11 protein-coding genes are annotated in these 12,202 nt (G+C 33.5%); 10 read left to right on the forward strand and 1 reads right to left on the reverse strand.

All coding sequences use genetic code 11. The features are described from left to right. Positions 1-185 precede the first annotated feature (185 nt). The gene (locus tag R9X47_RS23675) at positions 186-1,631 is read left to right on the forward strand and encodes a methyl-accepting chemotaxis protein (protein WP_432663555.1); all 1,446 of its coding nucleotides are present in this window, start codon (positions 186-188) and stop codon (positions 1,629-1,631) included. Between the two features lie 94 nt (positions 1,632-1,725). On the opposite strand, the gene R9X47_RS23680 is transcribed toward R9X47_RS23675, so the two are convergent. Beyond that, entirely contained in the window at positions 1,726-2,286 is a 561-nt protein-coding gene (locus R9X47_RS23680; RefSeq protein ID WP_432663556.1) for a TetR/AcrR family transcriptional regulator, read from the reverse strand. Positions 2,287-2,940: 654 nt separating this feature from the next. Here R9X47_RS23680 and R9X47_RS23685 point away from each other — a divergent pair. From R9X47_RS23685 to R9X47_RS23725, 9 genes are all read left to right on the forward strand, one after another. Beyond that, positions 2,941-4,161 (forward strand): aldo/keto reductase, encoded by a 1,221-nt coding sequence (locus R9X47_RS23685; RefSeq protein WP_432663557.1) that lies wholly within the window; start codon positions 2,941-2,943, stop codon positions 4,159-4,161. Between the two features lie 132 nt (positions 4,162-4,293). Further along, on the forward strand, positions 4,294-5,445 hold the full coding sequence (locus tag R9X47_RS23690; RefSeq protein WP_432663558.1) for an aldo/keto reductase: 1,152 nt from the start codon (positions 4,294-4,296) through the stop codon (positions 5,443-5,445). A gap of 134 nt (positions 5,446-5,579) precedes the next feature. Further along, positions 5,580-6,566, forward strand: coding sequence for a cobalt transporter CbiM (cbiM, locus tag R9X47_RS23695; protein ID WP_432663559.1), 987 nt, complete (start codon positions 5,580-5,582; stop codon positions 6,564-6,566). After that, entirely contained in the window at positions 6,563-7,360 is a 798-nt protein-coding gene (locus R9X47_RS23700; protein ID WP_432663560.1) for an energy-coupling factor transporter transmembrane component T, read from the forward strand. Before cbiM ends, R9X47_RS23700 begins: the two co-directional genes overlap by 4 nt. A 31-nt stretch (positions 7,361-7,391) precedes the next feature. Next, entirely contained in the window at positions 7,392-8,117 is a 726-nt protein-coding gene (locus R9X47_RS23705; RefSeq protein WP_432663561.1) for an energy-coupling factor ABC transporter ATP-binding protein, read from the forward strand. Positions 8,118-8,138: 21 nt separating this feature from the next. After that, on the forward strand, positions 8,139-9,431 hold the full coding sequence (larC, locus tag R9X47_RS23710; RefSeq protein ID WP_432663562.1) for a nickel pincer cofactor biosynthesis protein LarC: 1,293 nt from the start codon (positions 8,139-8,141) through the stop codon (positions 9,429-9,431). A gap of 3 nt (positions 9,432-9,434) precedes the next feature. Further along, a complete protein-coding gene (gene larE, locus R9X47_RS23715; protein WP_432663563.1) occupies positions 9,435-10,241 on the forward strand; it encodes an ATP-dependent sacrificial sulfur transferase LarE in 807 nt (268 codons plus the stop codon). Positions 10,242-10,270: 29 nt separating this feature from the next. Beyond that, positions 10,271-11,017: a nickel pincer cofactor biosynthesis protein LarB gene (gene larB, locus R9X47_RS23720; RefSeq protein ID WP_432663564.1), complete on the forward strand. Its 747-nt coding sequence runs from the start codon at positions 10,271-10,273 to the stop codon at positions 11,015-11,017. Positions 11,018-11,115: 98 nt separating this feature from the next. Beyond that, positions 11,116-11,850: a hypothetical protein gene (locus R9X47_RS23725; RefSeq protein ID WP_432663565.1), complete on the forward strand. Its 735-nt coding sequence runs from the start codon at positions 11,116-11,118 to the stop codon at positions 11,848-11,850. Positions 11,851-12,202: the final 352 nt, after the last annotated feature.

A 12,202-nucleotide genomic window follows, 5' to 3' on the forward strand; every position in this document is an offset into this window, starting at 1 on the left:
TTAAAGGCTCCTTTATACTTCTGCTGCTTAAAACTTTGATTAAATATACAAAATGATTGTCTTAGAGGAGGATTTCATTGTCTATTGACTAAACAAAAATAAATTTTTATAATTAAAATATACAGATACGGGGTATGAGTATAACGAGGTATTTTGAATCGTATGAAAATTAAGGGGGAAACAAAATGTTTAGCAAAAGAAAATATGAAATACTTATTGAGAAAATGATTGATGGGAGCTTAGAATCAAAGGATTATGAAGGAAATGATAATAGAGTAATTCAAAAACTACTATATCTGAATGACACCTTTCTAAAGGAAAAAGATGATACAAAGACACTGATGAAATACATATTTTCAATTGCCATAGACATAAGTAAGTTTGACTTAAAGCTCGACCATGAATCTCAAAACATTACTAAAACAATAGGTGGATTGAATGAAGTGTCTGATAATACCTTAGCAGCATTTGAAGAAATATCTGCTGGAATATCAGAGGTAGATAAATATATGCACAAATTTGTTGAATCAATAGATGATATTTCAAATGAATCTAAAAAGTTAAATGAGAATACACTAAATAGTAATGATAAACTAGATAAAGTAATGAAAGAAATAAATAATGTCACAAATTACTCAAATACCATGGGTGAAAATGTAAACGAGCTAATAAACTCAGTAAATAAAGTAAATGAGTCTTTAGCAGCCGTTAATCAGATTGCGGAGCAAATAAATCTATTGGCATTAAATGCAAGCATTGAAGCTGCAAGGGCAGGAGAACATGGAAGAGGATTTAACGTTGTGGCTGAAGAGATAAGAAAGCTTTCAAACGATACTAAAGAATTAGTAATCTTGCAGAGTGAATTATTGAAGAATGTTAATAATGCATCATCGAATAGTTCAGATAGCGTAAAGGAGTCTGTAGAAGGTATAAACTACGTTAAAGAGGAGCTTGAGAGTATTAGTACTATATTTAATGAAAATCAAAACTCAATTAATCAACTGACTGATGAAATTCAAAACTTATCACATTTTAGTCAGGAGATCGGTGGATCTATTGAAGAAATAAACACTTCTGCCGAGAATACAGCTTCATACATTGAAAATATAACCGATATTTCGAATAATCTTACAAAGGTTGCCTCAAAAATAAGTGAGGTGTCTGATTCTATTGAGGCTGTTGATGAAAAGGTAAGTAAGGCAGCAAAATTATCAGGGAAGTTGGGCCTTAGCAGCTTCACGAAAATTTCAAATAGTGAGTTTATAGATACTTTAATTCCTGTAATTTCAGCCCATAGAAATTGGGTCAAGCTTTTAGAACATATGGTGGATAATATGACAGTTGAGGCAATACAAACTGACTCCCATAGATGTGCCTTTGGTCATTTTTATCATTCCATAGAACCAAGAGATAAGAATATACTGAAAACATGGAAGGATATAGACCGCTATCATGAAGATTTACATAAAGGGGCAAAAATAGTAATTGAATGTATAAACAAAAATGATAAAGAGAATGCTTACAGGCATCTGGAAAATGCAAGAAGTAATTCGAAAGTATTAATAGATATGTTAAATGAAATGATAGAAAAAACTAAAGTAATGGAAGACGCTGGTGAAAGTGTTTTTTAATATAGTTCAGTAGAAGACGAATTAGAAATCTTTAAAATAATGGGGCTATCTCATAAAATTATATTATGAGCTTAGCCCCCTGTACTTCGCAATGTTATATATTTGCTACACCTCTCCAATACATCTTAAATCCAATCTCAAGATATTCGTCATTAAATTTTTCAGGAGACTCATATGCAAAAGAGATTACAGAATGAGTAGAGCCAAATGTAAAGCCAACTATTAGAGTCTTATCTATATCAATCAAAGAGCCGTCATTAAGACCTTCTTCAATAATAGCAAAAAGGAATTCAAAGGATCTAACCCCTTCTTCTCTGCTTACAGAGTTTATAAATGGAGAATTACAAAACTGTTGAAAAAAAGCGTATTTGTCAGGGTTCTCAATAGCCCATTTTACGTAACTTATCCAAATATGTTTAATCTTTTCTCTAGTAGTCCTACATTCATCAAGGTTATAGATCATATAGTTTCTTAAATGTTTTTTTACATTCAAATAAAGCTCGTTTATAAGGAATTCCTTAGTACTAAAGTAGTGGAATAATGTCCCATTGGCAACTCCTGCTTCCTTAGCAATTTTTGATGTTGGAGTAGCATGAAAACCGTCCTTTATAAATAATTTTAGAGCAGCCTCTAAAATCTTATCTGATTTACTCATAAAATCACCTCCTAATAGAGCAATGACTCTATAATATAATTAGCAGAGTTCAACAAAAAAGTCAAGGTAAGCTGAGTTACAAAGAGAAACCTACTAGCTTAATTTACATGGACTCAAGCCAAGCATAGTCACTTTATTTTAAAAATAAAATCATAAAATAATAAATAAGCTAAATACTATATAAGTTACGAAAAATCTATTACATTTCGAAGATTTGTCATCTTCAGAAACGTTGGCTGTCAAATCTCCAGAATGCTAGATGTTATCGTATTATATATAATTAATTGTCATAAGCGAAAGATAACACATGTACACCTAATTGTCAATTGCTATGGAAATATCAATTACTCAAATATAGAATAATTTATAAAAAATTATAAAAAACTCTTGAATAGATACCTAATATATGATATCTTTAAAAAAGAATTAGAGTGACTAGTCAATCTGAATAAGCATATTTAAAATATCTATTTGCAATTACACTATGATAGTCTTGTATAATTCTAAGGTTTAAGATCTGATGTTAATTCTAAAGTTGAAAATCACATACCCACATAAAGTAAATGGTCTATACTTAATTATATAGATTGTAGAGTGATTAGTCAATCAATCACACGTTATAAATGTAAATACTATTTTGTAAGGAGGATGAGTATGTTATACAGAAAAATGGAGAAAACCGGTGACGAATTATCTATTTTAGGTTTTGGTTGTATGAGACTTCCTACTAAAAATGGGAGAATTGATGAGGCTTTAGCAACAAAACAATTAAGGCATGCAATCGACCAAGGAGTAAACTATGTAGATACAGCATGGCCCTATCATGGTGGTCGAAGTGAAAGCTTTCTAGGTAAGGCTCTTAAGGACGGATATAGAGAAAAGGTTAAAATTGCTACTAAGCTGCCACAATTTCTTTGTCACTCAAAGGATGATATGTACTCCTTTTTTAATAAGCAATTAGTAAAATTGGATACTGATAAAATAGACTACTATCTTATCCATTCTCTCAACGGGGCGGGCTGGGAGAAAATGAAGGAATTAGGTATTTTTGAATTCATGGAAGATATAAAAAGCTCTGGTAAAGTCACTAATATTGGCTTTTCTTTTCATGGTGTACGTGAAGATTTCAAAACAATTGTTGACGACTATAATTGGGATTTCTGCCAAATCCAATACAATATTTTAGACGAACACAATCAAGCTGGCAAGGAAGGCCTTATGTATGCAGCTGAAAAGGGTCTAGGTGTTATTATCATGGAGCCTCTACATGGTGGTAGTTTAGCAACAACTCAGCCCGATAAGGTAAAGAAAATATATGATAGTGCCAAGGTTAAGAGAACAAATGTTGAATGGGCTTTAAGGTGGATATGGAATCATCCAGAAGTTACTGTAGTACTATCTGGAATGAATAACGATGATCATATAAGAGAGAATATTGAGATAGCTTCTAAGGCTTATCCTAACTCTTTAACAGAATTGGAATTGAAAATTGTTTCTGATGCTGCTAATACCTATAAAAGCCTCAGAAAGGTAGGATGTACTGGCTGTGGATATTGTATGCCCTGTCCTGCAAAGGTAAATATTCCTGGGGCATTTGAGGCATATAATAATAGACATTTATTTAATAAAAAACTATTTTATACAGCTACCTACTTAGGTGGTGCAGGTGGTCTTATGGGTGGAGATACCAGTCTGGCTAGTCAATGTATTAATTGTAAAAAATGTGTCAAGGAATGTCCACAAAGTATCAATATACCTGAAGAACTGAAAAATGTCTCAAGGGAATTTGAAGGGCCTATTAATAAATCCTTACTATTTTTAGGCAAAAAGTATATGGGACTCCAAGCGCGAAGGAAAAAGAAAAGATCAAGCTAACAAATTAACCTCTGAAGGGATTATTACGAGCATGAAAAGGAGGTGGTTTGAGAAGTTAACGTATTATATATATGAATAAAACGACATCTAGGATATCAATAAAATATTCAAGTTTATAAAGGAGGAAATATTGTGCTATACAGAAAATTCGGTAAAACCAACGAAGAGGTTTCAGCTTTAGGATTTGGAGCTATGAGGCTTCCTGTGATTGATGGAGATCCAACAAAGATTGATGAAGAAAAAGCAATTGAGATGATTCGCTATGCAATTGATAGTGGAGTAAATTATGTGGATACAGCCTATCCCTATCACGGAAATGATTTTACGAAGGGCGGTCAAAGTGAACCATTTGTAGGAAAGGCACTACAGGATGGATATAGAGAGAAAGTAAAGATAGCTACTAAGCTACCTTCTTGGTTGGTTCAAACAAGGGAAGATATGGATAGATTATTAAATGAGCAATTAGAGCGTCTTCAAACGGACCATATAGATTTTTACTTAGTTCATACATTAAATAAACAACTATGGCCTAATTTGAAGAGATTGGGAATAGGTGAATTTTTAGATAAAGCAATTGAGGATGGAAGAATAAAATACGCAGGATTTTCATTCCACGATGATATTGATACATTTAAGGAAATAGTGGATTCATATGATTGGTCATTCTGCCAAATACAATACAATTATCTCGATGAGAACTATCAAGCAGGTAAAGAAGGGTTAGAATATGCTGCAAACAAAGGCTTAGGAATTTCTATTATGGAGCCCCTAAGGGGAGGTAGCTTGACAAATAAACTTCCAAATGAAATTTCAGACATTTGGAATGAAGCTGATGTAAAAAGAACACCGGTTGAATGGGCACTTAGGTGGATATGGAACCATCCAGAGGTTTCAGTTGTGCTAAGTGGAATGACTGAAATGAACCATGTTGTTGAGAACATTAAAACAGCTGGAGAATCAGAAACAAATTCTCTAACAGAAAAGGAACTTGAGTTAGTTGAACGTGTAAAAAATGTTTTTAAGGAAAAAATGAAGGTGAATTGTACAAATTGTAGATACTGCATGCCATGTCCTGTAGGAGTAGACATTCCACAAAACTTTGCCGTTTATAATGATGCATATTTATTTGATGATATGGCACGTGGAAAAATGATGTATGGTATGTTTTTATCTACTGAGGCTAAAGCATCAAACTGTGTAGAATGCGGAAAGTGTGAAGGACATTGTCCACAAAATATACCGATTCGCCAGCAATTGAAAAACGTTAAGGAAACCTTTGAATAGAAGTCAGTGTAAATACTTAACATAAATACCCGCGGGCTGAACCCAAAGAGTACTCTTATGAGGGCAGCCTCGGGTTTAAATCAAGCTTAATAAGTATTATGTATAGAGTAGAAATTTAAAAGGAGTAAAATAATATGCACATACCTGATAATTATATAAGCCCATCTACCTGTGCTACATTAGGTATAGCAATGGTACCAATATGGAGAAGGGCCAGTATGAAGGTTAAAAAAGAATTAACTAGGCAGAAAATGCCTCTCCTTGGAATATGCGCTGCGTTCTCATTTTTAATTATGATGTTCAATATACCATTGCCTGGTGGTACTACTGGTCATGCAGTAGGAGCAGCCCTTGTAGCTATTTTACTTGGACCCTATTCTGCAGTTATTGCTGTTACCATAGCTCTTGCAATTCAAGCCCTGTTTTTTGGTGATGGTGGGATTCTAGCTTTAGCAGCGAATTGCTTTAATCTGGCCTTCGTAATGCCATTTACTGCATCCTATATATTTAAAATAATCAGAGATATCTTTTCTAGTGAGAGAGGCGAATATATTGGGGCCTTTGCTGCAGGATATATATCCTTAAATATTGCAGCCCTTATAACAGCAATAGAGTTCGGTATCCAACCATTACTGTTTACAGACGGAGCTGGGCTGCCATTATATAGTCCATATGGTTTGGAGATAGCTATCCCGGCAATGATGATTCCACACTTATTAGTAGCAGGAATATTGGAGGGCTTTGTAACTGCCGCCGTGTATGGATATGTTAAAAAAGTCTCACCGGATGTAATATACAGAGGAAATTATAAAAAGATAAGACCACTATATCTGTTGATAATATCTCTAATCTTACTTAGTCCTCTGGGACTTTTAGCAACAGGAACTGCATGGGGTGAATGGAGTCCAGAAGAGATAGGAGAGCTTACAGGATTTATACCACGGGGAATGGAAAATGGGTTTAGCTTTAATGCTGTGATGCCCGATTACAGCATAATAGGTATTAGTGAGCTTGCAGCCTACATCCTTTCTGCATTAGCGGGAGTAGTACTAATATTTATGGTTATTAAATTATTAGAAAAAACTGGCTTAAGAAGTAAGACGCAGAAGGTGAGTAAATGATTAAAGAGTGGCTGTTAGCCGAGGATGAGTATATACCTGATGGTGGAAGCAACGGTTTTATAGATAAAAGTATTTTTTCTTTTTTAAAGGTATTTTCAAATATTAGGCGAAACAGGAATAAGGAAAGACTTATCAATAAGATTAATCCTACATTAAAGGGAATCCTTACAATAGTAAACATACTTCTCATATCACTATCAAGGAGTTTTATCTATTTATTTATAGTGGATATATATATACTAATAGGTATTTTTCTCACTGACCCTGAGGAAAGAAAAAATATTATGGCAATAAGCTTTATTTTTCCACTTGTAACTCTGATAATTTTGATTCCATCTATGCTTATGGGAAATATATATAACAGTCTTATGCTTTTTCAAAGGATGATATCTAGTGTATTATTGGCAAATATTCTATCTCAGACTACCAAGTGGACAGATATAAGTAGAGCTCTTAAATTATTGTTTATACCGGACATATTTATATGGGTTATGGAGATAACACTAAAATATATTGTCTTATTAGGAGAATACTCTACTAACCTATTATATGCTTTAAAGCTTAGATCCATTGGAAATAACAAAGATAAATACGGTTCAATTTCAAGAATAATGGGCAATTTGTTTTTAAAATCCTATAAAATGAGTGAGGAAATGTCCAGTGCCATGGAGTGTAGAGGCTTTGTGGGAGAGTACACAGTGGATACAAAATCTAAGCTAGAAAAAATAGACTACCTATATGGGTTAATTAATATACTTTTGATTGCTGCATTTATAGTGACAAATCTAAGATAAAGTCAATGTTACTATGCTAAGGGGAATGAAGATGATTGAAATAGAAAATGTAACATTTAAATATAGAGAGAAAACAGCCCTTGATAATATCAAGGTTCATATAAAGAAAGGAGAATCAGTTGCGATTATTGGTCCTAATGGCAGTGGAAAGTCGACCTTTTTAAAACTAATAAATGGTATAGCTTTTCCTAGTCATGGTAGATATTTCTTTGATAAGGATGAGATCACTGAAAAGAGTCTAAGGGATAATAGATTTTCAAAACTGTTTCATAAAAGATTGGGATTTGTATTTCAAAACTCCGATACTCAGCTATTTTGCTCCACTGTATTTGAAGAAATAGCCTTTGGACCAACTCAAATGGGGCTTTCAAATGAAGAAATAAATAGAAGAGTAAAGGACTGTTTAGGCATATTAAATATTGAAAAGCTAAAGGATGAACATCCCTATAATCTAAGTGGCGGAGAAAAGAAAAGGGTAGCAATAGCCAGTGTATTGGCTATGAATCCAGAGGTGATAGCCTTGGATGAGCCTATGAATGGTATAGATCCTAAGGGAAAGAGATTTTTAAGAGAACTTTTCATTAAATTAAACAAGGCTGGTAAAACAATTATCTGTGCCACCCATGATTTTGAGTATGTACACGACCTTTTTAAACGTGCTATAGTATTTTCAGAGGATCATAAAATCGTGAGGGATGATATATACGAAGAAGTTATAAAGGATGAGGAATTTTTAAAAAAACATAATATCAAATAGAAAAGCAGGGGAGAGTTAAATATGAAGGTATTATATTACGATTGTTTTTGTGGAATAAGCGGAGATATGAATTTAGGAGCGCTTATTGATCTAGGAGTAGATGAAGAATATTTATTGAAAGAAATTTCAAAGCTTAATCTGGATTCGGAATATGAAATAAATGTTAAAAAAGCAATTAAAAAGGGTATAAGTGGAACCAAGGTTGATGTGATATTAAAAACTCAAAACAAAGAACATGATCACCAACATGAGAATAGTCACGATCATGAACATGGCCATAATCACGACCACAGCCATGACCATGCTCATTCTCACCACCATGAGAGCAACCATGGTCATCACGGACATGATCATCATCATAGAAATTTAAATGATATCGAAAATATAATAAATTCCAGTGAATTAAGTGATAGAGTAAAAAAGTTAAGTATAGATATATTTTTAAAGGTAGCCGAGGCTGAGGCAAAGGTCCATGGCAAACCATTATATGAGGTACACTTCCACGAGGTTGGAGCTATCGACTCCATTATAGATATAGTAGGAGCAGCAATATGTATAGATTATCTAGATGTAGATAAAATTATGGCATCTGAGGTACAAGTCGGGGGAGGATTTGTAAAATGTGCCCATGGAATTATTCCTGTACCGGCTCCAGCAACTGTTGAGATACTAAAGGATATTCCAATAAAAACTGGTTTAGTAGATTTTGAGACAACTACACCTACGGGAGCTGCTATTTTGGCCGCTAACGTAGAGAAGTTTACAGATAAGTTAGGATTTTCAATAGAAAAGATTGGTTATGGAATAGGAAATAGAGAACTGGAAATCCCGAATGTACTAAGGGTTTATTTAGGAAAAGAAGAGAAGTCCGAAGAAATAGAAGATCAATATATACTTGAAACAAATATTGATGATATGAATCCAGAGCTTTACAGCTATGTTGAAGAAAGGCTTTTTGAAGAAGGTGCATTGGATGTATTTAAGACACCTATTGTAATGAAAAAGGGAAGACCGGCAATAAAGTTAAGTATATTGGTTAATGAAAGAAGTGAAAAAGATGTCCTTGAAGTAATCTTTAAAGAAACAACTTCTATAGGAATTAGAAAATATAAGGTTGAAAAAATCATGCTTAAAAGAGATTTTGCTAGGATACAGACAAAATATGGGGAGGTAACAATTAAAAGCTCCTACTATCAAGGTGAACTAGTGAAATTCAAACCAGAGTATGAGGATTGTAAGAGGCTTGCTAAGGAGAATAATGTACCGATTGCACAAATCTATAAAGAAGTAAATAGAATAATAGAGGAGATATAGAAAATGATAAATAATGAGAAATATTCGAATCTAATAGATTATTTAAAAACGCTAGATAAAGTAGTTTTAGCATTTTCCGGTGGGGTAGATAGTACATTTCTACTTAAAGCAGCTAAGGAAGCCCTTGGGGAGAATATTAAGGCTGTAACGATATTGTCGCCCTATATTCCTAAATGGGAAGTAGAGGAAGCAAAGGAGTTAGTTAAGGAATTGAATGTCGAATATGAAATAGTAGAAGTACCGATTATAGATGAGATTAAGAGTAATCCCGAGGATAGATGTTATCTTTGCAAAAAGGCTGTATTTAGTATGATACAAGATATAGCTAAAAAGGAAGGCTATAATTATGTTATTGATGGAACTAACTTTGATGATTTAGGAGATTATAGACCTGGATTAAAAGCTCTAGGAGAACTAGATGTAAAAAGTCCTTTACTTGAATGTGAGTTGACTAAAGCAGAAATAAGAAGTCTATCTAAGGAACTAGGACTTAACACATGGGATAAGCCTCCATATGCATGTCTTTTAACAAGAATTCCCTATGGAAATGAATTAAAGGTAGAGGACTTTGAGAAGATAGAAGAGGCTGAAAAGTATATGATGAGCATAGGATTTAGGGCTGTTAGAGTTAGATGCCATGGAGACTTAGCTAGGATTGAGGTTAATAAAGAAGATAGAGTGAAGCTATTTGAGGAAAAAATTCTTGATGAAATTTCCTGTAAGCTAAAGGAATTTGGATTTAGCTATGTTACTATGGACTTAGAAGGCTATAGAGTAGGAAGCTTCAATGAAACTATGAAGGACAAATAATCTGGTATTGTAGGAGGGAAAATAAAGATATGGATTCTAAGGAGATAAAAGCATTGCTTGAAGGTATAAAAAGCGGTGAGATTGAGATAGATGAAGCTATGACAAAAATTGAAGATTTGCCATTTAAAGACTTGGAATTTGCCAAGATTGATAATCATAGAGAGATAAGGGTAGGATATCCTGAGGTTATATACTGTGAAGGAAAAACCGTGGAGCAGGTAAGGGATATCATAAAATTTATGCTTACAAAGGATAATAATATATTAGCCACTAGGGCTAGTGAAGAGATGTACAATGCAGTAAAGGAAATATGTAAGGATGCAAAATATAATAAGTTAGGAAGAACAATATCAATTAGAAAAAAAGAAGAAAAACTAACAGATAGCTATATTGCAATCGTATCAGCAGGAACCTCTGACTTGCCTGTAGTAGAAGAAGCCGTAGAAACTGCAAAAATCCTTGGAAATAGGGTTGAAAAGATTATTGACGTTGGAGTAGCAGGTATCCATAGACTTATTGCAAGACTTGAGCTCATAAGAGGAGCAAAGGTTATTATTGTCGTGGCAGGAATGGAAGGGGCCCTTGCAAGCGTTGTAGGAGGACTCGTTAATAAGCCTGTAATAGCTGTACCTACAAGTGTAGGGTATGGAGCAAATTTTGGTGGACTTTCATCCCTATTATCAATGTTGAACAGTTGTGCCAGCGGTGTTAGTGTAGTAAACATAGATAATGGCTTTGGTGCGGCCTATAACGCAAGCATTATTAATAAGTTATAATGTAGACTAGATATGTTGTAATAATTTTGTAACTACTTTCCTATTAAATTCTATTATAATAACTTATGAGAATAGAACTTATGGGGAGGTCACACGATATGAAACTAAAAAAAGTAGTTGTATCTGTACTATTAATTTCAAGCATTGCATTTGTAGGATGTGTGTCAAAGGAAAAACCAGTCAATAAGACGGATGAGATTAAGAATGAAGAATCAATTGACAATTCGCAGGAAGCAGAAAAAGGTGAAAAAGAAGAATCTTCATCCTTAGACTATGAAATAGCTAAAGATGTTATAGAGGTTAAAGACAAAAAGATAAAAATATTCTATCCACAAGTTAATAACTATCCTGGAGAACTCTTAATGGATTATATGAATCAAAGCCTTATAAACGCTGTTGAGATCTATAAAAACGAAGATCGATATACTGACGTTGAAATAGATTATAAGATTACAAAAATGGATGAGAATGTCTTAAGTGTATTGTTTGAAGGGACAGCTACTGTTGTAGATTTTGGTCAAATAAAAATTAAAAATAGTGTTAACTTAGATATGGCATCTTCAAGCAATGAGATAACCTATGAAAACTTTATAAAAAGCGATGAAGACTCTAAAAGCAAAGTAAAGAAGATACTAGATGAAAAGGCTAAGGAAATAGGCATAGATGAAGGCTTAGAAGCAGAAGGAATACGAATATACTTTAATGATGAAAATGTAGTGTTCTATTATATGCCTTTAGACGATAGCGCAAAGGACTTTGTTGAATTGAGTGTACCATTAAAGGAAATAAAAGAATATACAAACACTGAATTTGGTGAAGCACCAGCTAGTTAATATGAAAAGAATATAGTTTTAAAGGGGGTGTCTCAGAATGGCGAATTTCTGCGTTATTTGAAATATTCACCGACTTGGCACGTACGTCAGTACTAGCCAAACCGTTGAAATTTCAAAATCTTGAACTTCACTCATTCTGAAACACCCCGGGGCTGTACTCATAAGAAATCTTTATGAGACAGCCCCTTTTCTATTTTTGAAGAAATAAATTTTCTTTAAAGGAATCAATAGAAGTGACAGTAAAAAGACTAGGAGCCAGTAGCTAGAAACTAGCGGTTAAATATCTTTGACATCTATTTTTGGATATGATATATTAAAATTAAACTTTATTTATTAACTAAAGAAAGTCGTG

This window comes from Wukongibacter baidiensis (assembly GCF_050888315.1).
Taxonomy (GTDB): domain Bacteria; phylum Bacillota; class Clostridia; order Peptostreptococcales; family Caminicellaceae; genus Wukongibacter; species Wukongibacter baidiensis.

Coding starts and splice junctions, on each gene's coding strand:
- R9X47_RS23685 (WP_432663557.1), top strand. CDS start 2,941: ATGTTATACAGAAAAATGGAGAAAACCGGTGACGAATTATCTATTTTA.
- larE (WP_432663563.1), top strand. CDS start 9,435: ATGATAAATAATGAGAAATATTCGAATCTAATAGATTATTTAAAAACG.
- cbiM (WP_432663559.1), top strand. CDS start 5,580: ATGCACATACCTGATAATTATATAAGCCCATCTACCTGTGCTACATTA.
- R9X47_RS23705 (WP_432663561.1), top strand. CDS start 7,392: ATGATTGAAATAGAAAATGTAACATTTAAATATAGAGAGAAAACAGCC.
- R9X47_RS23725 (WP_432663565.1), top strand. CDS start 11,116: ATGAAACTAAAAAAAGTAGTTGTATCTGTACTATTAATTTCAAGCATT.
- R9X47_RS23675 (WP_432663555.1), top strand. CDS start 186: ATGTTTAGCAAAAGAAAATATGAAATACTTATTGAGAAAATGATTGAT.
- R9X47_RS23680 (WP_432663556.1), bottom strand. CDS start 2,286: ATGAGTAAATCAGATAAGATTTTAGAGGCTGCTCTAAAATTATTTATA.
- larC (WP_432663562.1), top strand. CDS start 8,139: ATGAAGGTATTATATTACGATTGTTTTTGTGGAATAAGCGGAGATATG.
- larB (WP_432663564.1), top strand. CDS start 10,271: ATGGATTCTAAGGAGATAAAAGCATTGCTTGAAGGTATAAAAAGCGGT.
- R9X47_RS23700 (WP_432663560.1), top strand. CDS start 6,563: ATGATTAAAGAGTGGCTGTTAGCCGAGGATGAGTATATACCTGATGGT.